Below are 22745 nucleotides of genomic sequence, written 5' to 3'. Positions count from 1 at the left end.
GGGTTCGACCCGCGGTCGGGCCGCCGGCGGTCGGTCGATCGCCGCGGGTCTTCAGCCGGGGCTCGCTAGCGGCGGGTCGCCGCGTCTCACGTGACCGGACGCGTTACCCGCGAACCGCCTCGAAGGTGACGACGCGCGTGCTCTCGCTCGGGGCACTGTCGCGCTCGTAGTCGGCGTGCACGCGCACCTCGGTGAACCCGACGGCTTCGAGCAACAACAGCATCTCATTGACGCCCCAGAGCCTCAGCGCGAACTGCTCGAGCTCGGTCTCGGCGAGCGCGCCACCGTGCCAGCGCTCGTACCGGAGCTGCGACATCGTCGTCTGCGCGGCCACGTCGACCGACTCGGTGACGGTCGTCAGGGTGAGCAGGTCGTCGCCGTCTCGCCAGGAGCGCGCGCCTGGTGCAGTCTCGGCGAGCGCGTGCAGCGAGTCGAGGTCGAATATCAGGCGGCCGCCGGGCATGAGCGCCGTGCAGAAGCCCGCAAGGATCTCGCGCGTCTGCGCCGGGTCGAGCACGAGTTGGATCGACCCCGCCGGAACGATGATGGCGGCGTAGCGCGCCTCTGGATCGACGGTGTCGAAACGACCAAGCTCGAGCCCGACCGACAGGCCGCGCGCATCGCACTCGGCGCGGCAGCGATCGAGCATGTCTGCGGAGGGGTCTGTGCCGACGAGTTTAAGCCCGGCCTCGGCGAGCGGCACGAGCACGCGACCGTTGCCTGCGGCCGGCTCGAACACGGGGCCTGTGACGCCGCGCAACAGCTCGGTGTAAAGCTCGACGTCTCCGAACGAGCGGCCGATGGGTTTATCGGCGGCGTACACCCGCGCCGCCAGGCTCCGGTAGCGGTTCACCAGTGAAACGTCAGTCATGCTCTCAGGGTAGCGCGCCCCGTGCTGCCACTGGTGCACCGTGCGGCAGCTCGAGCGACCGGTTTTAGGCGGCAGACAGCTGCTCCCGCACGGGAGTGCCTGCCCCGTGCCCTGCGAGCGATTGCTCATGAAGATCACGACCGCCGCGCCCGTCACGGCGAGGAGTATCGGGCCGCCGAACATGAGCGCCACCTGCGCAGACCCAAGCGCCACCGCGCCTTCACCGGTGCCGGCAAATGAGGCGTTCGTGGTTGCCATGACCGTGTACAGCCCGCCAAGCACCGCGGTACCGGCGAACAGTGGCGTCACCGAAGCAGTGGAACGGCTGAGGTGGTACCTGGCTTCGTGCCTGGCGAGGTACCACGCTGTCGACGCGCGGGCCGGCAGCACCCCCGTCCACGCGCGCAGCAGCACCGCGTAGATTGCAGGGCCAGCTGAGGCGACGACAGCGGTGAGCACCGCTGGAACGAGCGGTGCGAACGTGAAATACTGCTGCCGGTTGGTGACGTTCAGCAGTGAGGCTCCAAACCACGCCGCGAGCGCGCAGACGCACGCAAACACGATCCACCGCCACCACCGCATCGGCTTGGCACGCGGCTCCGGTTCGCGCAGCGCCGACAGCGGCGGTGTGCGCCCGGCGGAACGCGCCGCGCGAGCACCACCGAGGAGCGTGAGTGCAACGGTGCTGCCGACAGTGACAACCGCGGTGAGCGGGCCGGAGATAATCGGTATTTCGGCGAGTTCGCCCGCCCCCTCATCAAAGGCTGCGCGGATGACGGGCTCAGCGATCACCGCCGTCAGGGCGTAGCCGAACGTGCCTCCGGCGAGCCCAACCGCAGCGACCTGGGTGAGCACGATCAACCCGGTTTGCGCGGGGCCAACACCTGCAAGCTGCCAGCGCGCGTAGGCCGCGCGGCCCAAATCGACGGCGAGACGGGCGGCCGCCGCGGTCACCGCGACCCCTGCTGGAGCGCTGAATATGAGCACAGCTGAGGCGCCGCTGGCAAACGCCTCGAGGGTGCCGCCCCCAGCATGCAGCCCGGTCTCGATCATGCTCACCATTTCACCCGGGCTGACCGCGACACTGACCCCGGACAGCACGGTGAGTGCCTCACGCTTACCTACCGGGTAGCGCTTCGTGATGCCGTGAGCTGAGAGATAGTTCATAGTCTTATTGCATCGTGCGGGCCGAGCGAGACACAGCTGCAGCGAGCGAGATCACCGGTAGCGCTGGCGCTACTCTTTGCCGCTCGGGTGACGCGAAGCGCGCCAGGCACCGTAGCCTAGACGCATGACTTCGCAGACGGTGTGGCAGGCGCTCGTGCTGCCGCCGTGGCGGTTTCTCGCGTCGTGGTGGCCGTGGCGAGCCCTGGCATTTGTTGCGACGAGCGCAGTGATGGCGCCGGTGCTCGTCGCGGTGCTCGCCGTGACGATTCTGCTGCTGCCAATCTGGGCGATCTTGGTCGCGTCGGTTGATCGCCGCAGGCTCAGACTGCTCGGCCTGCCACTGCTCGCCAGCGGGCACGTGCGAGTGCCTCCGGGGGAGCGCCAGAACTGGCTCGGGGTGAGGCTCACGGAACCCGCCACGTGGCGGGAGCTCGTGTCGCTCATCGCCGGGTTGGTGTTCGGTGCGGTGTCGCTCCTGGTGCTGTTCGGCCAGGGGCTCACCCTCACCATGATCGTTGGCGTCGCGGTGATGGCGCGCCAGCGCGAGGGCACTATCCACTTCTTCAGCGATTTCGCCGTGCACCTCGGCCCGGAGAACTGGTGGCACCCGCTGCCGCTACTTGTCATCGCGCTGCCGGTGTTCGCCTACATCACCGCGCTGCTCGCCGCCCTGCACGGGGCGTGCGCCCGCTGGCTCATCGCCGCACGCGTGGCCGAGATCGACGAGCGGGTCACCCGGCTCACGCGATCGCGCGCCGCGATCGTCGCCGCGAACGAGGCCGAACGCCGCAGGCTCGAGCGCGACCTGCACGACGGGGTGCAACAGGAGCTCGTCGCGATCGCGGCGCGCCTCGGCATGCTCGAACTCGAGCTCGCGGCCGGCGACGCACGCGCGACCCGTGCGGCGCTCGACGCCGCCCATGCCCAGACCGAACGCGCGCTGGGCGCGCTGCGCGACACCGTGCGCGGGATTCACCCAGCGGTGCTCTCCGACCACGGTGTGCCTGCTGCGCTCAGCGAGCTTGGCGGGCGCAGCGCGATGCCGCTGCGTGTGGTGGATCGCGGCTTCCCCCGCCTCACCCCGGAGCGTGAGGCCGCAGCCTACTTCTTCGTCGCCGAGGCGCTCACCAACGCGGCAAAGCACACCTCGGCGCCGTTCGTGCGGGTGACCCTCGCCTGCGACGGGGGCTCCGCCACAGTCACCGCGACGGACAGCGGGCACGGCGGCATCGATGAGGGGCGCGGGAGCGGGCTGCGCGGGCTCGGGGAGCGTGCCGATGCGCTCGGCGGTCGACTCCTCGTACACAGCCCGGTTGGCGGGCCGACGACGCTGACGCTCGCGTTTCCGTACGTGGAACTGGGGATGCATGCAGAGGAGGACAGTCGTGCGCATTCTGCTCGCTGACGACGCGGCGCTGTTGCGCGAGGCGCTCGGTGCGCTCGTCGAGCGGCTGGGGCACGAGATCGTTGCAACCGCCGCAGACGCCACCGAACTGGTTGCCGTGTACCGCGGCCTCGCGGTCGCGCCAGATCTCGTCGTCACCGACGTGCGCATGCCGCCGACGAGAACCGACGATGGGTTGCGGGCGGCGCTTGAGATTCGCGCGCTTGCCCCGACACAGCCCGTGCTCGCGCTCTCCCAGTACGTCGCCGACAGGTATGCCCGCGACCTGCTCACACTGCCAGAGGGCGGTGTCGGCTACCTGCTCAAAGAGCGGGTGAATCGCGTCGCAGACTTCGACGCAGCGCTCGCCGCAGTCGCCGGTGGGGGTACGGTCATCGACCCAGAAGTGACGCGCTTTCTGCTGCGGCAGCGCGCGCCCGGGCCGCTCGACACGCTCACCGCGCGCGAGCGGGAGGTACTCGAGCTAATGGCCGAGGGTGCCTCGAATGCCGAGATCGGGGCGCGGCTCTTCGTCACCGACGCTGCCGTGCGGAAACATATCGGCAGCATCTTCACACGGCTCGGGATGCAGCCGAGCGACGAGAACCGGCGCGTGCGGGCGATACTGATGTATCTGCAGGCCCGGTAGGGGGTGGGGCTGGGGCTGGGGCTTGGGCTTGGGCTTGGGCTTGGGCTGGGGCTTGGGCTTGGGCCGGTGCTGCGGTAGATCGCCAATCTGCAATAGATAGGCTTCAACGGGCCCGTAGCGACCAGTCTTGTGCAGAACGCTTGTGCTGTGCATTTGGGGAATGGCGGCCCCTGCTGAGGTCTGCTGCGCTCGATCTGATATCTGCGGTGCCAAGGCTGTGAACCCCGTGTTTCGTGCTAGCTGGTGCGGATTGCCTAGCGGACGCCGGGACGCGAGACCGGTGCTGTCAGACGCGTCGGGAACGACAGAGCGGGCAGCTGGCCTGGCTCGAGGCGGCGGTCTGGGAGACCGGCGAGGAAACAATGGGGAGGTCGCTCTGCTGCGAGACTCGGTGGAGGAACTCCCGGTGCGACTCGGTCGCTGCCGCGCCGGGCTGGGCAGTTGGGCGGGGACCGGGAACCGGAGGCACCCGAACCTCTGGCTTTTGCAAAGCTACTATGGGCGGTCAAAGGGCGAGAACAGCTCGCACGCTCCTTTGACGAGTGCTGCGACCTCGGCGTGGTCTCCGTCAACGGCCGCGCTATTGATATGGATTCGTTCCTCGGGCACAGGCACGGCTTGGAAAAACCTGCCTGGATGCACGGCTATCCCCTGTTGACTCAGGCGGGCACAGACTGAATGGTCATCAGGAACCGCTAGCCAGATCGAGGGGCCCGGCGTATTCTCGACGAGGAAGCCATGCTCTCGGAGGGCGGAAGCGAGGAGGTCGTGGCGTTCACGCATCGCCGCAATGAGTGAATGCAGCTCTTGAGTTGCCTGGGCGTCTTGAAGCAGAAAAGCGAGTGCGCCCTGGAGTAGCCGACTCACGAACCGGGTTGAATAGGTTAAGCGCATCCACATGGCGTCGAGCAGTTCCGAGGTGCCGCCGATCACCGCAATGCGCATGTCAGCGCCAAAGAACAGATTGTACGCACGGATTTGCGTGACCTGCTCTGGTAGTACGGATCCCAATGACAGCTGCGAATCGTGAAGGAGCGACAGATGCGACAGCTCGAGTACCGGGAGCGTTGGCGGAATGATCGAGGCGGCAGCGGCTATCCACTTGTCATCTACTGAGCGCCCGGAGGGGAGCGACGCGCCTGGCTGGTAAATGAAGAGCACTGGCTTGCTAATGAGCGCTCGTCGCAGCTCGTCGAGGTCTGGGCCACTCTCGCCATAGTGCACGGGGATAACTCGCGCGCGCAGCGATTCAAGTACATCGAGCACTCTTCCCTGCGTCGGCGTTTCGACAGCTACAGCGTCGCCTGGCTTGACGAGTAGCGAGAGCGCCAGCTCTATGCCGTCCATCAGCCCGTGGACAGTGATGAACTGTTGAGGGTCAAACGACCAACCTTTCTCCATCACGCGCTGGAGTTCGGGTGTGATTGGTGCGGTGAAAGGTTCGTGGAGGTGAGGCTGGCTGACGGACCAAGTGAGAGCACGGGTCAGATCTGGGTAGGTGAGCGAGTCGGTTCGCGTATTCGCGAGGTCTCTGACGCCGGAGAAGGTGCTGCGGATCATGCTCTCGTATCTGATGGCTCGAGGGGTTGGGGGCTTGCCGAGCACGACCGTTCCGCCTCGTTGACGGGTTTCGATCAGTCCTCGCGCACCTAACTCGCGCCAGGCCTCTCCGACGGCCGAGCGGCTCATGCCGCACTCCTGTGCGACCTCACGAACTGTGGGAAGACGATCCCCGTGTGAGAGCAAACCGGCGGTGATCATGTCGGCAACCGTCTGAGTGAGAGCCGAGGTTGTGCGCAGGGTCATGCGGCTGCTGAGGAGTTCGAGGGCGGTGATGCGTGTCATACTGCTCCTAAATGTCCGGGGACATAAATGGCTTGTAAAGCCTCTTTGGCTGATCATATGATCCGTAGCAGGATCAGCCAAGTCCTAACATTTTCCGAAGTCTTGGTCCCAATGACGTAACCCAACTAGGAGAAGTCCATGTCAACAATCCGAGCACCGCGTCCCCGGCGCAGGGTGTCTGCTATCTCTGCCGCAGCGGTCGGCCTCGCCGTCACGATCTCCGCCTGCGCGCCGATGAGCCCGACAGGCGGGGGAGCAGACCCCGCTCCGGTCGCCGAGGTAACCGACGGTGGCACCATTACGATGGCAGCGACATCACCGATCGAAGACTGGAACCCGCTGTCGGCGGCGGGCGATACGACCGGGCAACGCCAGCAGCAGTGGCCGATGTACCCGCATACCTTCCTCAGCCAGCCCGATACCTCAATCGTGCTGAACGAGGCGTTGCTCGCATCAGCAGAGGTGACGAAGACCGACCCCATGACCGTTGTCTACGAGATTCAGGACGAAGCGGTGTGGTCGGATGGGACCCCAATTACCGCCGACGACTTCATCTATACCCAGGCAGTGCAAGACCCTGACAGCTGCGGCGATTGCATGGCCGCCTTCACCGCGGGCTACGACTCGATTGAGAGCATTACTGGTAGCGAAGACGGCAAGACAGTGACCATGGTCTACCGTGAGCCCTTCTCGCAATGGCGTGCTTTGTTCAATTACATTCTCCCCTCCCATGTGGCTACGAAGTACGGCGACCTGGCCACATCATTTAACGAGGGTTTTAGCCGAAACGTGCCTGAGGTTTCTGGTGGCCCCTACCAGGTGAAGGAATACACGGAGGGCATTTCGCTCACGCTCGAGAAGAATCCAAAGTGGTATGGCGACCCCGCGCACCTCGACGAAGTGATTATTCGCTACATTAAGGGCCAAGGCGAACAGGTCACCGCGCTGCAAAGCGGCGAAGTGCAAATGGTGTACATCAACCCAACGGTCGACACCGTTGAGCAGGTGAAGTCGATGGCTCAGATGACCTACTCGATTGGGCCCACACTCACCTATGCGCACCTCGGTATGAAGACGACTGGCGATGTGATGAGTGACAAAGCGCTTCGCCAAGCGATTTACACTGCCATGAATTTCCAAGACATGTATGCTCGCACCGCGGGTCAAGCCGCGCCAGACGTTCCGCTGATGCAGAGTGCTGTGTACGTTCCCGGACAGAAAGTCGAGGGCATCGACGCCTATCGGCCGAACACTGAGAAAGTCGGTATGGGAACCGGGGACGTAGCTGCAGCGACTGCAATTCTCGAAGACGCGGGCTACACAATCGTCGACGGAAAACTGATGCTGCCTGACGGGTCGCCACTGCGCGATCTCACGTTCCTAACATACTCCGCAGACCAGACCCGTATGGATCTCGCGCTGATCGCGCAGCAGCAATTGAAAGAAATCGGCGTCACGATCGTGATCGATCCGGCGGATGCCGCCCGCTACTCGCCGGCGCTGCGTGAGGGTGCATTCGACATCATGGCTACGGGGACGGCGTTGGATCTGGGGCCGTTGTCGCTACAGCAGTGGTACGGTACCGGGGCTGCCCGTTCGTTCGGCTACAGCAACCCCGAGGTGGACGAGTTGCTGGCGCAGGCTGGTGCAGAACTCGATCCCGAAAGACACGTTGAGCTGATGAACGATCTCGACGAACGGTTGCTTGAAGATGGCGTGGTGATGCCGCTGTTTGCCTATAGCAACATGGCTGCCTACGACGCTAAGTATCGCAACATTTATGTCGATCCGAGTAAGTACGGCGTCACCATGAACATCGAACAGTGGGGGATCGCCGGATAGCACCCCTGGGCCGGGCGAGGTCTCGCCCGGCCCCTCAGAGGGGGCGACATCGTGCGCCACCCGCCCTTGGCGACTTCTTGTTACGCGCAGCGACTTCGACGCTGCCTCTCGCAACCTTGCCCAATAATGAAAGGAAATCCGTGTCTACTGATTTCATCGTCGTGACACCCGACGACGCAGTCGAGTTCAACGATGTGTACCGCAACGTGACCGGGAGTGCCGGTTACATCGCATCGAACAACATCTACAGCAGGCTCGTTCTGAACGAGTGGAGCGACATTAATGCCCACCCCGATCTTGCGACGCATTGGGAGTGCCTCGATGGTGCTCGACGGTGGCGCTTCCATCTCAACCAGGCCGCGCGCTGGCACGACGGAACTCCACTCACGGCCCACGACGTCTATTACACGCACACGCACGCGATGGCGCACGGGTACACCGGTGGGCGCATGTTGAAAGACGTTGCGCACATCGAGATCATCAACGATTACACACTGGACTATCACCTCAAAGGGCCGAACTCCGGGTTTCTGGTCATGCTCGGTAACTTCGTCTGGACGCATATTCTCCCGGCTCACCTCTACGAGGGCACCGACTGGGCCACGAACCCGCATAACCTCAACCCCGTTGGCTCCGGCCCGTTCCGCTTTGCCGAGTGGATTCCCGGCGAACACATCATCATGGAAGCGGTCAAAGATCACTGGGGGCCGCGGCCCGAGATCGACCGGTTGATCATGAAGATCGTCCCCGATCGCGACGAGTGCGTTCGTATGCTCGCTCGCGGCGAGGCGCACTACTTCCCGCAAGACACTCTGACTAAGGGAAGGCTGCCGCTTCTGGACGGCGCGACCGCAAATATCGAACTCATGCTCGATCGCGGGCCGGGGCAGGCGCTGCTTGACTTCAATCAAGCCCAGGAACGTTGGAAAGATGTACGGGCTCGTCGGGCGATTGCCCAGGCGATCGACCGTACGGAGATCGACACGCTCGGCGATCCGGGTATCTCGCAAGCCTGGGACCACTTTCTGCTCGCAAGCACCGACTGGGCCTTCAACGCTGAGGCGAAAGCCCCCGCCCACGATCAGGCCAGCGCGGAGGCGCTGCTCGACGAGGCCGGCATGACCCGTGGGAATGATGGCAGGCGCGGGTCGCTCAATATGTACTACATGGATACCTTCGACGGTCACCGGCCCATTGCGCAGATCGTATCCGACCAGCTAGGGCGCATCGGCTTCGATGTTGCCTGGGAAGGCCTCAGCTCAGTCGACTGGGCCGAGAAGATCACGAAGAATCGCGACTTCGACCTCATCATTATCGGCGGGGCGATGACACCTGACCCGGAGATCATGTCGACCAAGTATTCGACGGGCGGCGACAACAATGTCGGCGGGCACGCAAACTCAGATGTCGACGCCGCGTTCCAACGTGCGCGGGAAGCCACGACACTCGCCGAACGTGGGGAGCACTACCGCGAACTACAAAACGTGTTTGCACGGGACGTGGAGTATGTGCCGCTGTTCTGGTACGGCACCTACTTCGCCCGCAGCACGGACTTCTTCGGCTGGTCCGATCAAATGGCGTATACAGTGCCGTGGTGGCACTGGGGCCGGATTCGCCCCGTGACTAGCGTAAACAAGGCGTGACGCAGTGATCGGGACTATTCTGCGTCGGCTGGGCAGCGCCGTGATGGTGCTGTTTCTCTCCACAATGGTGATTTTTATCATTGTTGGAGTCTCGGGCGACCCGCTCGCCGAACTGCGAGACCGGCAACCGCCCGTTTCTGAGAGCGTCATTGCAGCGGAAGAGCAGCGGCTCGGATTAGATCTCCCGATCACCCAGCGATACGTCGACTGGCTTGGCGGGCTGTTCCGGGGGGACTTTGGGCCATCCGTGCAGCCCGCCAGGGACATTGGCGTGGAGCTTGGCAGCCGCATTGGGGTCACCCTGCAACTCGTGAGCACAGCCGTCATCATCGCAATTGTGCTCGCCGCACTGGCCGGAACCATCTCAGCCCTTCGGCAGCGCCGATGGCCAGACGTATTTCTCACACCGACGGCCTTCGTGTTGCTCGCGCTTCCTTCGTTCTGGCTTGCAGTGCTACTCAAGCAGTGGGGCATCGGCATCAACGAAGCGACGGGCTATCAGGTCTTCGCGACAGTCGGGGCCACCTCCATACCCGCGCCGACCGAACCGCTCGCGGCGTTTCTCGACACAGCGGCGCACATGGTGCTTCCGACAATCGTTCTCATCCTGGTGCACTACGCGGTTTGGAGCCGTTATCAGCGAACGGCGGTCGTTGAGAGTCTCGGCAGTGATCACGTGAGGTTTGCGGTGCTGCGCGGTCTGCCGCGGCGCACGGTTGTCTGGTCGTATGTGGTGCGCCCGTCACTCGTGCCCATTGTGACGATCGTCGCGCTCGACCTGCCGGCGCTCTTTTCTGGCGCCGTGATCACGGAAACCGTGTTCCAGTGGCGCGGAATGGGTGTGTTCTTGCTCGAATCCATCACGCTTCGCGACACGAACGCTGTGATGGCTTGGCTGCTCGTCGCTGCCACCGCGGTGGTGCTGTTTAACCTCATCGCCGATTTGCTCTACCTCGTCCTCGACCCAAGGGTGCGCAATGTCTCTCACTGAGAAACCACACTTCCGGCCTAGAACCGAAGCTATTTCCATCGCCGGTGATGGAGTCGGCCAGTTCCGCATCGTGCTGCGGCGCTTCCTCCGACATCGCACGGGCGTTGTTGCCCTCGCGGTGCTGGTCGCGCTGATTCTCGTGGCCATCATCACCCCAAACTTCTGGCCGTATCAACCAGGCGAGATTACTCCCGATCTCTCGGTCAGCCCGAGCCTGCAACACCCTATGGGCACCGATGCGCTCGGGCGCGACCAGTTCGCGCAGGTCCTCCGTGGGCTGCAACAATCCCTGATGATTGCCTTCAGCGTGACCATCGTGGCCACGCTCATTGGCACGGTGCTCGGAGTGATTGCGGGCTACTTCGGGGCGCTGGTTGATGCGAGCATCATGCGCCTGGTTGACCTCGCGCTCACTCTCCCCACTCTTGCGATCGCTGCGTTCCTCGGCTCGGTAGTGCCGGCCGGTGGAGTCTCGTGGGTCGCACTCTCGCTTGTGCTCGGGGTGCTGATGTGGACCTCAATGGCCCGCCTCGTTCGCGGTGTGGTGATGGGGCTTCGGAAACTCCCTTACGTGGATGCCGCGCGCACGATGGGAGCGCGATCTTTCCGTGTGATGTTTAGACATCTGGTTCCGAACGTGGCGGACCATATCATTGTCGCGTCGACGCTGCTGTTCGGAGCTGCCATCCTCGCGGAGACGGGGCTCTCGTTCCTCGGGTTTGGCGTGCAACCGCCCGACACCTCGCTGGGGCGTCTCGTAGCAGACTCGCAGTCTGCCGTGCTTACGCGGCCGTGGTTGTTCTACTTTCCCGGTCTACTGATCATTCTCTTGGTGCTCTCGGTGAACTACATTGGCGAGGGGCTCCGGGACGCGGTGAATCCCAAGTCTGCTCCGGTGAACCCGCTCGATGCCAGGTCGATGAGGTCGGCTCGTGGCGTGCGTTCACGCGCCATGGGCGCAAGCCACCCGGCAACAAGCCCGCGGAATCAGGAGTCAACTGTCGAAGTCAGCACGGGGCGCCCGGATTCGCTCGTTGAAGTTCGTGACTTCTCCGTGAAGTTCGCTGGCCGGCCAGCCGTAGACGGCATCTCGTTGAGCCTCGCGCCGGGGAGCGTGACCGCGCTCGTCGGCGAGTCTGGTTCGGGTAAAACGATGACCGCACTGTCTTTGGTTGGTTTGCTGCCGCCAAAAGCCGAGGCGTCGGGTTCACTCGAATTTGACGGGACCGATCTGATGTCGCTGGAGTTCGAAGACTGGCGGAAGCTACGCGGGCGGCGAATCGCAATGGTGCTGCAAGACCCGTCGACATCGCTGAACCCGGTGCTGTCTATCAAGCGACAGTTCGCAGACCAACTGAAGATGATTGGGCTGCGTGGCCAGGAGATACGCACGCGCGCCGCAGCGCTGCTCGAGGGAGTTTCGATCCGCGAACCAGACAGGGTGCTGAACGCATACCCGCATCAGCTGTCGGGCGGTATGCGCCAGCGCGTCGTGATTGCGATGGCGATGGCGATGGACCCCGACCTGATCATCGCAGACGAACCCACCACGGCACTAGATGTTACGGTCCAAGCGCAGGTGATGAAGACCCTGGCAGCTGCGCGAGAGCGCACTGGCGCCGCAATGCTGTTTATCACCCATGATCTCGCACTCGTGGCAGGTGTGGCGGATCAGGTCATCGTCATGCAAGCCGGGGCGATTGTCGAGCGGGGTGACGTCGAGACCATCTTTTCGCGACCAGATCACCCGTACACGAAGAAGCTGTTGTCGCTTGCCCCTGACCTGAGCCAGTACGGCAGCTCGACATCTCACAGTGAGGGAGGAAAGTGACATGGAACGACTCAGTGAGAGCCCCACGACGACCGCTACGGGCGGCGAAGTGCTGCTGGAAGTGACTGATCTTGTCACGCATTTCCGCGCAAAGCGACGGTCTCCGTTCATCCATGCGTTGTGCGGTGTATCGCTCGAGCTGCGTGCTGGTGAGACGTTTTCAGTCGTGGGCGAGTCTGGATCGGGAAAGACCACGCTGTTGCGGACGATCCTGGGGCTGGAGCGTGCGACGTCGGGGCGGGTTCGCTTCCGCGGTGAAGATGTCACAGGGCTCAAGGGCGGTGCGGGCAAGCGGTTCCGCACCGCGGCATCAGTCGTGTTCCAAGACCCCTACACCTCGCTCGATCCGCGAATGACGGTGGGCAACATCCTGCGTGAGCCCCGCGCGATTCAGCGCGCCCAGCGCAAACCGGGGCAAATCGCAGAACTGCTCGAGCAGGTGCGCCTGCCGCCTGATTCCGCTGACCGCTTTCCGCATGAGTTCTCCGGTGGGCAGCGCCAACGCATCGCAATTGCTCGCGCGCTCGCGGTGGATCCTGAACTCATCATTCTGGATGAGCCGGTGTCTGCGCTTGACGTATCAGTGCAAGCGGAAATCCTTGCGCTCCTCAAAGAACTGCAGCGCACCCGCGGCGTCGCCTATTTATTCGTGTCGCACGACATGGGAGTGGTCGCAGAGATATCAGATCGCATCGGAGTGATGCACGGCGGACAGATGATCGAATCCGGCAAAGCAATGGATGTCATTCGGTCGCCCGAACACCCGTACACTCGCGCACTGCTCGCGGCCGTGCCCGTGCCCGACCCAGCCGCTCAGAAGCAGCGAATGCTGCGGCCGCTCCCGACCTGGCCGACGCTGGACAGCCCGGCGCGGCCGTGCCCAGCTGAGGCATAAACCGTACGGGGCGGGGGCACAACTCCCGCCGCGTATTCGAGAAAGCCCGACGCAGCCGCACCGGGCTCCCACAAAGGAGGACAATGACTGTCGACTTTATCGTGGCTACGCCCCACGATGCTCTGGAATTCAATGACGTCTACCGGAATACGACTGGCAGCGCAGGCTACCTTGCCTGCAACAACATCTATAACCGGGTCGTGCTCAACGAGTGGTACGAGATCAACCCGTTCCCCGACCTTGCGACGCACTGGGAATGCCTCGACGGTGCTCGTCGCTGGCGGTTCCATCTGAACAAAGCGGCACGCTGGCAAGACGGCGTCCCGCTTACCGCCCATGACGTGGCCTACACGCATACCCACGCACAGCAGATGGGGTACACGGGCGCGATGTTCTTGCAAGACGTTGTGCATATCGAGGAGGTGAACCGGCACACCGTGGACTACCACCTGTCGCGCCCTAATTCGGGATTCCTCGTGATGCTGGGAAACTTCATCTTCAGCCACATCTTGCCGGCGCACCTGTATGAGGGAACAGACTGGGCGACGAACCCGCACAACCTCAAGCCCGTTGGTTCGGGCCCATTCCGGCTGGTGGATTGGACCCCTGGCGAGCATGTAATCATGGAGGCCGTGGCAGACCACTGGGGGCCACAGCCCGAAATCGATCGCCTCATTCTCAAGATTCAGCCGGACCGAGACGAATGTGTGCGGATGGTGGCGCGTGGCGAAGCCCACATTGTGCCGCAGGACACGCTCACGCTCGACCGGCTGCACCTCGTGCCGGAGGACTCTGAAGCGGACATCATGACGCGGCAGGGGCCGGGTATGGCGCTGCTCGATTTCAACCATCGCCAGGGCCGGTGGCAAGACGAGCGGGCGAGGCGCGCAATCGTGCACGCTGTCGATCGCAGCGAGATCGAGAAGATCAGCGACCCAGGAGTATCGCAGGCTTGGGATCACTACCTGCTGGGAAGCAGCGAGTGGGCATTCAACGAAGACGCGAAGGCGCCAGGCCACGATCGGGCGCTTGCGGAACAGCTACTTGATGAGGCTGGTTTGCGGCGCGACGCACAGGGGAGTCGGGGTGTTATTCGGCTGTACTACATGGATATGTTCTTCGGCCACAAGCCGCTCGCCGAGATTGTGGCGCGCCAGCTCGAGGCCGTTGGTTTTGCCGTGACCTTTGCCGGGCTCTCGTCGCCAGACTGGAACTCGACGGTACGCAAGGGCGGTGAGTTCGATCTCATCATCGTCGGGGGCTCTATGGCACCCGACCCAGAGATCACCGCGACAAAGTACTCGAGCGATGGCATGAATAATATGGCGGGCCACGCGAACCCCGACGTCGACGCCGCGTATAAGGCCGCCCGTGAAGCGCTGACGCTCCCCGAACGCGGTGCGCACTACCGACGGCTCCAAGAGGTGTGGGCCCGCGACACGGAGTGGGTGCCGCTGTTCTGGTATGGAATGTACTACCCCCGAAGCAAGAATTTCTTTGGTTGGGCCGATCAAATCGGGTTCTCAATCCCGTGGTGGCACTGGGGCCGTATGCGTGAGATCGAGCAGCGCTCGTAGGGTCGCTCGATCTCGCTGCGACGGCAGAGATTCCAGGAGTGTGTGCCCGCCCGCGGGCCGACGCTCGGATGCGATTCTCTGCCGTCGCGCGCCCCACTTGTTTGCAGGGTCTTTAGCGGGGTGCCGAATCGTCTGGGTGTGCCTCGTTCGTGTGCGGGATGATGCGGTCTTCGAAGAAGAACTGCGCCAGGCGCAGCCGAAATCGCTGAGAAACGGATCGCTTGGGCTCGGAGCCTGGTGCGGGGCTGAGCAGTCTGTAGTCGCTGTGATCGGTAAGGCGCCAGTGTTCGTAGGCGTCTACTTCAGTGTGCCGTTCGACATATTCCCCTCCCGGCAGTCGCACAATCCTCCCGGTCTCGCGGCCGTGCAGCAGTACGGACCGGTCCTTCCGTCGCAGCGCTATGCAAATTCGTTGGGTGAGCACGAACGCGATGACGGGCCCGAGCAGCAGCCCGGCCTGCAACGACGTCACGACCGATTCAACAGCGAGCTGAAAGTGCACTGCGATGATGTCGGAGCTTGCCGCGGCCCACATCACCGCGTAGAAGGTCACTCCGGCCGCGCCGAGGCCGGTGCGTGTTGGGGCATTGCGGGGCCTGTCTAGTATGTGGTGTTCTCGACGGTCGCCAGTGATCCAACCTTCTAGCAGCGGATACACGGCTACTGCGCTCAGAAACACGACAAGCACCAGCACCGGAACCAGCATGTTCCACGACCAGGTGTATCCGAGCCACTCAGACTCCCAACCCTGCGGCACGAGCCGCAGTATGCCATCGATGAAGCCCACGTACCAGTCTGGCTGGGTGCCGGCCGACACCGGAGACGGGTCATAGGGGCCGTATCTCCAGACCGGATTGATGCCTACCCAGGCGGCGAGCGCGATGATGACGCCAAAGACGATAAAGAAGAAGCCGCCGGCCTTCGCGGCGTAGACCGGCAACACCGGAAACCCGATCGCATTCCCCTCGGTGCGGCCGGGTTCCGGGTATTGCGTGTGCTTGTGCAGAACGACGAAGACAAGGTGCAGCGCGATCAGCACCACTATCAGTGCGGGAATGATCAATACGTGCAGAATGTACAGCCGGCCGACAATTTCGGTGCCCGGGAATTCGCCGCCGAACAGCAGGAACGAGGCATACGTTCCGATCACCGGGATCGACTTCGCCACGCCATCGGCGATCCGTAGTCCGTTGCCCGAAAGGGTGTCATCGGGGAGCGAATATCCAGTAAACCCCTCCGCGATGGCGAGCACAAATAGTACGAATCCGACGATCCAATTCAATTCCCTCGGCCTGCGAAACGCGCCCGTGAAGAACACTCGAAGCAAGTGCAGCGCGATTGCCGCATTGAAGAGGAGCGCCGCCCAATGGTGCGTTTGGCGCATGAGCAAGCCGCCCCGCACGCTGAAGGAGATGTCCATCGTTGAGAGCATCGCGGCTGACATCTCGACTCCTTTGAGTGGGACATAGGGCCCTGAGTACACCTCTTCGACCATCGACGCTTGAAAGAACAGCGCGAGGAAGGTGCCCGTCAACAGCAGCACAACGAAGCTGTACAGTGCGATTTCGCCAAGCATAAACGACCAATGATCAGGGAACGCCTTGCGCCCGAGGGCTCTGACGCCCGCGGCAATCTTCGTCCGGTCGTCGAGGAACTTCGCGACAGCATGTGTGACCCGGTCACTGCCCGGTCGCTGCGTGACCGGCGGTGTGGTCATAGCTCGAAAGCCTCGACAAGGCTGAATATGCCCGGTTGCGCGCGCGCGATGGTCGCAGCCTGCCTCACTGTCTCGGCAACTGCAGGGTCATGCTGAGTCGCGCGCGCAGCCTCTGCCGTCTCCCACACTACGGCCACAACGACTCGGGTGCGGTCGCTGCTCTCAAGGATTTGCCCAGATACGAAACCAGGTCGCTGAGAAATCGTCGTCGCGATTCCTGTACGCAGAAGCGTGAGTAAAGTTCGCTCCTGCTCAGGCGCGACCTCGAAGAGATTGAAAAAATACGCGTGGGTTGACATACGGTACTCCTGACGGTTGAGGGCTGCGTGGGCCGAGCTGTGCCGGCATGAGAGATGACGACGTAGCCCGGCGTAGCGTGAGGTCTTGCAAACGATGGGGCTCAAAACTCACACTTGTAGGGGCTGCTTCGTCTTTCGTAGCGAGAGGCAGGCTGGCAGGCGCACTCGCGGCTGTGTTCAGATCGTTTCCCTAAGAACTCGGAGTCGGTGTCTGCCACTAGACCGGAGGTACTCATGAGCCTGCAACGGCACGAGACGGTGGCTAACAAGACGGGTGTCGAACCGGCAATCGCGCACCGTCAGTTATTGCTCGCAATGAGTTACCGAATGCTCGGGTCGCTTGCCGACGCCGAAGACGCGACGCAGGAGGCCTACGTCCGTTGGTTGAGACTGAGTGGCCTCGAGCGAGCGGAGGTCGTATCACCGCGGGCGTGGCTCTTGAAGGTTGTTGGACGAATCTGCCTAGACATGCTGACAAGCGCGCGGGCGCGACGGGAACGCTATGTCGGTGAGTGGTTACCTGAGCCGGCTCCTGCCGGGGTCTGGACGAGTCACGGAGCAACGCCGCAGAGCGACCCCTCTGACAGAATCGAGGTTGCCGAGGCGGTTTCGATGGCCCTTCTGGTTGTGCTCGAAACCATGACGCCAGCGGAGCGAGTGGTTTTTGTGTTGCACGATAGTCTCCAGTTCACTTTCAAAGAGATCGCTGCAGTTGTTGGCCGGAGCCCTGCGGCCTGCAGACAGCTGGCAGCCTCTGCGCGTGCACGCACTCATTCATCGCGCCGCTCCGAAGTGTCGGCGCGTGACCTCAAAGAGGCCGTCAGGGCCTTCACCGCCGCCTGGGAGACTGGAGATGTCTCGAGGTTGGTAGCGGTGCTCGACCCGAAAGTCGCACTCGTCGTGGATAGCGGTGGTCGGGTCAGCGCGCCCTCTTCGGTTGTTCATGGCGCGACCGACTGTGCCCAAGCTCTTTGCAGCGTGTTGGTACGTCAGCCAGATGTGCAGTTCGAGCTTCGCAGTGTGAACGGCGCGCCTGGGGTGCGCGCAGCGGGAGCAGACGGCAGCTCGCTTGCCGTGGTGTCTTTCGGGATTGATGCCCGCCATGCCCTCGACGTGATCTGGGTGATGCGGAACCCGGCCAAATTGGTCTACTGGAACTAGGCAACCGCCCCGCGAAACAGTTGCCTGCAGCGCCGTTGCGGGCTGCAGTAGATCGTGGATCTGCCGTTGATAGGGCTGGTGAGGATGGTTTGGGGCGATTGGCGGCAGAATTGCTACGGAGCGCAGGCGCGAGCCGGGTGGCGCGGGCCGGGTGGCGCGGGCCGGGTGACCGAGCCGGGGTAGCCGGCCCAGCGCAGGCAGCAGCGCTAGAGTGCGTCGTGCACGAAGCGGCCGTCAACGATGGTCGCTGCGATCGCAATAGTCGGGAGCTCGTCGGGGGTGGCCGCGATGGGGTCGGCAGCCCAGACAGTGAGGTCGGCGAGCGCGCCGGGCGCGAGCACGCCGCGATCGGAGTGCCCGCGCGCGAGTGCAGGCCACAGCGTGTAGGCAAGCAGGGCCTCCTCGCCGGTGAGCCGCTGCTCTGGCTCGAAGACCGGCGCGCCGGCGACGCCCGGGGTGCTGCGACCGCGCGCCCACGCCATGCCAATGCGTGGATCGTAGTGCGCAACCGGCCAATCGGAGCCGAGCGTGACCCTGGTGCCGGTGTTCAACACGTCGCGCACTCGGTACCCGGTCGCCGCCCGTGAGCCGAGCCGCGTGGCCCAGTTGTCGCTGTCGTCGGCAGCGCGCCACTGCATGTGCAGCGGCTGCATCGACGCGGTGACGCCCGAGCCGGTGAGCTTCACGAGATCTTCGTCAGCGAGCACCTCGAGGTGCTCGATCGAGTGGGCGCGGCCATCGGCCCGCTCTGGCAGCTCGGCGTAGACGTCGAGCACCCGGTTCACGGCGAAATCGCCCACCGCGTGCGTCGCGATGATCATGCCGGCATCGTGGTAAGCGCGCACGACCTCGCGGTAGCGGCCCCAGTCTGGCCAGAATGCGTGCGTGCCGTCGCCGCACGAATCGGGTGAGTGGAGCCAGGCCGTGCCGGTGTCGATCACGCCATCGCTGAACAGCTTGATGCCGTCTGCCTCCCACAGCCTCCCCGCGCGCCCCTTGGCCGCGATGACGGCCGCCACGGCGGTATCGTCGTCGGTGACGGCGTGCCAGTGGTGCACGACGAGCCGCTGGTCGAGCTCGCCGCGCTCCTCGAGCTCCTCGATGAGGTCGACGGTGGCCTGCTTCCCGTCCATAATCGCGCCGCCGGTGAGGCCGGCAGCTGCGAGCGTGCGGAACATGTCGCGCAGCGCGTCTCGCTCGGCGTCGTGCGACCGGGCGGGCACAGCGTCGAACACGAGCTTGTAGGCGCTCGGTTCGCGCAGCTCTCCCGTCATCTCGCCTTCGCCGTCGACGACGACCTCCGAGAGGTCATCGAAGACCGGGGGAGCGCTCACGCCCGCGGCGGCGAGGGCCGCCGCGTTCGCAAGCCCCGAGTGCAGGTCATAGAACATCGCCGCGAACGGCCGCCCGGCGGCCGCCTCGTCGAACAGGTCGCCGCGAACGCCTGCCTGCTCGAAGGGTTCGAACTCGAGGTTCCAGGCGAGCACCCACTCGCCGGGCCCGAGCGTGGCGGCGTAGGCGGCAACGGCCTCTTGCAACTGCTCAACCGTGGTCAGACCCCCGAGATCGACCCCGCGCGTGACGTCGGCTGCCCAGTGCGGGTGCGTGTGCGAATCAAACAGGCCGGGAGTGACTGACGCGCCGCCGACATCGCGCACCGGCCACCCAGCGGCGGCGGCGACCGCGGCGATCTCGGTGTCGTCACCGATCGCGGCGATGCGACAGTGCTCGACGAGCAGTGCGGTCGCGCCGGCGTGCAGATCGGAGTTCGTGATGAGGTGTGCGTTGATCAGCGCGAAGCCGCGCGGGGTGGTGCCAGTCATGGCTATCGTCCTTTGAAGCGGTGCGGAGGTTACGCGGCGAGGCGAGCGGCGGGTGCGCGCCACATCATCGCGGTGCCGACGGCGGCACCGTCGAGCGTGCAGTGCGGTGCGAACCCGAAATCAACGTAGCGCTCGACGTGCTCGGGCGTGCGCGCCTCGAGCGAGGCGAGGCAGCCAGTGCCGTCGATCTCGCGCAGTCGGTGCGCGATGAGCGCGGCCTCGACCTCGGGGACCGGTGTAGCCGGGGTGCCGGGGGAGTGGCGCCGCGACGTGCCAACGCCAATGAGGTGCCAGTGCGGCTCGTCTGGGTGCAGATCGGCCACCGCGGCGGTGTGAGCCTCGAGCACTCTCAGACCGCGCAGCCCGACGCCGCGCAGCACCCCTGGCTTGGCTGGGAGGCCGGGGAGCCAACGCGAGACGTGCCCGGGCGGGCGCCAGAGCGCCACGCCGACAATTGTTTCGTGGTGCGGATCGACCGCAACGTCGACCGTGCGCAGCCCGGTGTGGCGCATATTCCAGACAAAGTAGTCGGCAATTTTGCGCTGCCGGTGCAGCGTGCCGAGCGGCACCATCTGGGTGATGAGCGGTTCGTCGGTGAAGGCTTCGGCGAGCACACGGGCCGCCTCACGCACCCGTTTTGACTCGAGTGTACGAATCTCCAACAATCTCCCCCTCCGCTGACCCGCCATTGGATCGAACCGACGTTCGCCACCATGCTACTGCGAACCGCCCTGAGAGCAACTGTATGCCGCGGCACGGGGCCCGAAAAACAAGCGCCTGCGGCTCGGTGGTGGTGCTGCCACGTCATGGAAGGGGCAGCACCACCACCAAGTGGCTCGGCGAGCTTACTCGGGAGTCGCTGCGCCCCGACGACGCACAACCAGGTAAGCTCCCGCGCCGATGACCGCGGTCGCCACAAGCGCGATTGCTGGGAGGCGGCCGCCAGTTGCGGCGAGGGCCGGCGCGCCGCCAGCACCCGAGCCAGCGTCGCCGGAGTTGGAGCCAGCAGGAGAACCGTTGCCGGTGCCGGTGCCGGTGCCGGTGCCGGTGCCGTTGCCGTTGCCGGGAGTTTCCGTGCCCGTGCCGGGGGTTTCGCCCCCGGTGCCGGGTGCGGCAGTGACGGTGAGCGGCTTACTCAGCTCGCTGCCGTCGGCACGGATTACGACGACCGTGTGTTCGCCCCCCTCGGCGCCAGCCGGAATCGTGAGCTCGGTCGAGATAGCGCCGGCAGCGTCGGCGGTGGCTGCGCCGAGCGGCTGCGGGGCTGACCGCAGTTCGAAGCGGAGCTCTTCGGCCGCGCCGAAGCCGGTGCCGGTGAGGGTGATCGACGAACCCGCGGCGACCGAGCCCGCGGAGAGGGCGAAGTTGGCGGGGGCCGCGGGTGCCTCGCCCTGGCTGACGCGCACCTGATCGACGGCCCAGAACGCGGAGTTGTTGCCCGCGTACTCGAAGTGCAGGCTGGCCGTCGTCGGGAGCTCGCCGGCAGCGTTTCGGGGCAGGTCGAGAGTGAAGCGTTCGATCTTGTTGACGGGGTTCTGCCTGGTGCCGGCGTCGGGGTAGGAGACCAGGTTGAACGGTTCGATGCCCGAGGTCTCGTCGAACGCGACCCAGACCGCTGCCTTCTGGGGGCCGTCGACGGCGTAATCCGAGACAAAGGAGACCTCGAGCTGAGGGTTGCCATTGAGCTCGTATGCCGGGCTCTTCAGCGTCGAATCAAACATGTTTCCGCCGCGCGGGCTGACGTCTGCCCACTCGTCGGAATCGGCGACCGCGAAGACGTTACGCGAGTACACGTTGTTCTCGCGGAACTGGCCGAGCTCGACATTCGAAAAGAAGTCATCGGTCATGAAGCTCCAGCCGCTGAACTCGGGGGCCCCACCCGACGGCATCCGCGAGTTGTCGATGCTCCAGCCCGTTGGTGCGGTCGTCGTCCAGCCGAGCAGACCCTCGGGCCCCTTTTCCTGAGCGGCCTGCTTGAGCTGCGGGCGGAGGGAGTCGAAGTCGTCGGGCACGATGTCGTTGATCACGGAGCCGTCGAGATCCCACTCGGGGGCGTTAGCGAGCCCGAGGTGTGCGAGCACTGTCGGCGCGATGTCGGTGACCTTCACGTCGTGGCGTTCTGTGCCGGGGGCAAACGCGCTGCCGTTGGCCGCGACGAAGGTCTTGCGTTCGAGCTTCGTCGAACCGCCGTGACCACCGGTGGGGGTGTGGCCGTGATCTGAGGTCACGACGATGAGCCAGTCTTCTGCCTGGTAGGTCGGGCGCTGCTTGATGGCGTTCACCATCTCACCGATCTGCCCGTCGGCCTTCTGCAGCGCGTTGCGGTATGCCTCGGAACTCGAGCCCGAGGAATGGCCTGCGCCGTCGACCTCGTCGAGGTGTACGAAGACGTCGTCGGTCGCGGGCGCCTGGAGCGCGCTCACGACGTTCTGCGTGGTGAGGGTGTCGTTGCCGAAGCGGGCGCGGCTGTCGACTGCCGGCCCGAAGATGGTGGTCGAGATCGGAGCCCAGGTGCCAATGACCGAGGTCGTGCGGTCGGGCAGCTGCTGTTCGACTCGAGTGAGGTAGTCGGGGTACTGGGAGTAGTTCGGGTTTGAGAAGTTGTTATCGGTGACCCGGTGCTTCGGTGCCCAGACTCCCGTTGCAATGGTCGACCAGCCGGGGCCCGACACCGTCGGAGACATGGGGCCTCCAGGCAGGTTACTCGTTGCGGTGAGGCCGCCGGCGCGGAGCGCGCTCACCGTGGGCGTGAGGCTCTCGGCCATCACATCGAATGAGGCGCCGTCAACCCCGACAACCAGGGTCTTGGGGGTCTTTGCGGTCGCGGTAGCTGGCGTGGCGGTTGCGGGTGCTTCGGCGGTGATCGGGGTGGCGCCCGCGGGAGCGGCTGCGACGCCGAGGCCGGTGGCCCCGAGGAGCAGAGCGGCTGCCGTGGCCGCGATGGGGGTGTGCTTCACGTGTGTCTCCTGGTGGTCGGTCGGGCCGGCTCGGTAGCCGCCCGCTCATCGAGTTTTCCCTGCGCAAGTTGTCAATACAACAGCCTCGCCAGT

The 22745-nt window shown here is 64.5% G+C and carries 16 protein-coding genes; 9 read left to right on the top strand and 7 right to left on the bottom strand.

The features are described from left to right. Positions 1–103: 103 nt before the first annotated feature. Entirely contained in the window at positions 104–2038 is a 1935-nt protein-coding gene (locus ABD115_RS01930; protein WP_343957662.1) for a methyltransferase domain-containing protein, read from the bottom strand. A gap of 124 nt (positions 2039–2162) precedes the next feature. Between ABD115_RS01930 and ABD115_RS01925 the strand changes: the two genes are divergently transcribed. Further along, positions 2163–3443 (top strand): sensor histidine kinase, encoded by a 1281-nt coding sequence (locus ABD115_RS01925; protein ID WP_343957659.1) that lies wholly within the window; start codon positions 2163–2165, stop codon positions 3441–3443. Then, positions 3424–4071: a response regulator transcription factor gene (locus ABD115_RS01920; RefSeq protein ID WP_343957657.1), complete on the top strand. Its 648-nt coding sequence runs from the start codon at positions 3424–3426 to the stop codon at positions 4069–4071. The genes ABD115_RS01925 and ABD115_RS01920 overlap by 20 nt, the downstream gene beginning before the upstream one ends. A 495-nt stretch (positions 4072–4566) precedes the next feature. Here ABD115_RS01920 and ABD115_RS01915 read toward each other — a convergent pair whose 3' ends face one another. Continuing rightward, positions 4567–5916, bottom strand: a complete 1350-nt coding sequence (locus ABD115_RS01915) for an aminotransferase class I/II-fold pyridoxal phosphate-dependent enzyme (protein WP_343957655.1) — start codon at positions 5914–5916, stop codon at positions 4567–4569. Between the two features lie 138 nt (positions 5917–6054). Here ABD115_RS01915 and ABD115_RS01910 point away from each other — a divergent pair, with 138 nt between their 5' ends. The 6 genes from ABD115_RS01910 (at position 6055) to ABD115_RS01885 (ending at position 14695) form a co-directional block, all read left to right on the top strand. Then, complete coding sequence (locus tag ABD115_RS01910) at positions 6055–7758, top strand: ABC transporter family substrate-binding protein (protein WP_343957653.1); 1704 nt, start codon at positions 6055–6057, stop codon at positions 7756–7758. Between the two features lie 140 nt (positions 7759–7898). Beyond that, positions 7899–9401, top strand: coding sequence for an ABC transporter substrate-binding protein (locus ABD115_RS01905; RefSeq protein ID WP_343957651.1), 1503 nt, complete (start codon positions 7899–7901; stop codon positions 9399–9401). 4 nt (positions 9402–9405) lie between these two features. Next, the gene (locus tag ABD115_RS01900; RefSeq protein WP_343957649.1) at positions 9406–10392 is read left to right on the top strand and encodes an ABC transporter permease; all 987 of its coding nucleotides are present in this window, start codon (positions 9406–9408) and stop codon (positions 10390–10392) included. Then, positions 10379–12223, top strand: a complete 1845-nt coding sequence (locus ABD115_RS01895; protein ID WP_343957647.1) for a dipeptide/oligopeptide/nickel ABC transporter permease/ATP-binding protein — start codon at positions 10379–10381, stop codon at positions 12221–12223. Before ABD115_RS01900 ends, ABD115_RS01895 begins: the two co-directional genes overlap by 14 nt. Position 12224: 1 nt before the next feature. Next, a complete protein-coding gene (locus ABD115_RS01890; protein WP_343957645.1) occupies positions 12225–13118 on the top strand; it encodes an ATP-binding cassette domain-containing protein in 894 nt (297 codons plus the stop codon). A gap of 83 nt (positions 13119–13201) precedes the next feature. Continuing rightward, entirely contained in the window at positions 13202–14695 is a 1494-nt protein-coding gene (locus ABD115_RS01885) for an ABC transporter substrate-binding protein (RefSeq protein WP_343957643.1), read from the top strand. A gap of 112 nt (positions 14696–14807) precedes the next feature. On the opposite strand, the gene qcrB is transcribed toward ABD115_RS01885, so the two are convergent. Together qcrB and ABD115_RS16590 are read right to left on the bottom strand one after the other, a co-directional pair. Beyond that, on the bottom strand, positions 14808–16412 hold the full coding sequence (gene qcrB / locus ABD115_RS01880) for a cytochrome bc1 complex cytochrome b subunit (RefSeq protein WP_343957641.1): 1605 nt from the start codon (positions 16410–16412) through the stop codon (positions 14808–14810). Then, positions 16409–16711, bottom strand: a complete 303-nt coding sequence (locus ABD115_RS16590) for an antibiotic biosynthesis monooxygenase family protein (protein WP_382388778.1) — start codon at positions 16709–16711, stop codon at positions 16409–16411. Before ABD115_RS16590 ends, qcrB begins: the two co-directional genes overlap by 4 nt. A 234-nt stretch (positions 16712–16945) precedes the next feature. Between ABD115_RS16590 and ABD115_RS01875 the strand changes: the two genes are divergently transcribed. After that, positions 16946–17872, top strand: coding sequence for a sigma-70 family RNA polymerase sigma factor (locus ABD115_RS01875; RefSeq protein WP_343957639.1), 927 nt, complete (start codon positions 16946–16948; stop codon positions 17870–17872). 206 nt (positions 17873–18078) lie between these two features. On the opposite strand, the gene ABD115_RS01870 is transcribed toward ABD115_RS01875, so the two are convergent. The 3 genes from ABD115_RS01870 to ABD115_RS01860 all read right to left on the bottom strand — a co-directional run bounded on the left by ABD115_RS01870 (position 18079) and on the right by ABD115_RS01860 (position 22652). Next, complete coding sequence (locus ABD115_RS01870; RefSeq protein WP_343957636.1) at positions 18079–19695, bottom strand: amidohydrolase; 1617 nt, start codon at positions 19693–19695, stop codon at positions 18079–18081. Positions 19696–19724: 29 nt separating this feature from the next. After that, positions 19725–20357, bottom strand: a complete 633-nt coding sequence (locus ABD115_RS01865) for a hypothetical protein (RefSeq protein ID WP_343957634.1) — start codon at positions 20355–20357, stop codon at positions 19725–19727. Positions 20358–20540: 183 nt separating this feature from the next. Then, positions 20541–22652, bottom strand: a complete 2112-nt coding sequence (locus tag ABD115_RS01860) for an alkaline phosphatase family protein (RefSeq protein WP_343957632.1) — start codon at positions 22650–22652, stop codon at positions 20541–20543. Between the last annotated feature and the right edge of the window lie 93 nt (positions 22653–22745).

The sequence above is a fragment of the Leucobacter albus genome (assembly GCF_039528015.1).
Classification (GTDB): Bacteria; Actinomycetota; Actinomycetes; order Actinomycetales; family Microbacteriaceae; genus Leucobacter; species Leucobacter albus.
Note: the sequence above shows the minus strand (reverse complement) of the source record. Positions and strands in the feature narration are given on the sequence as shown.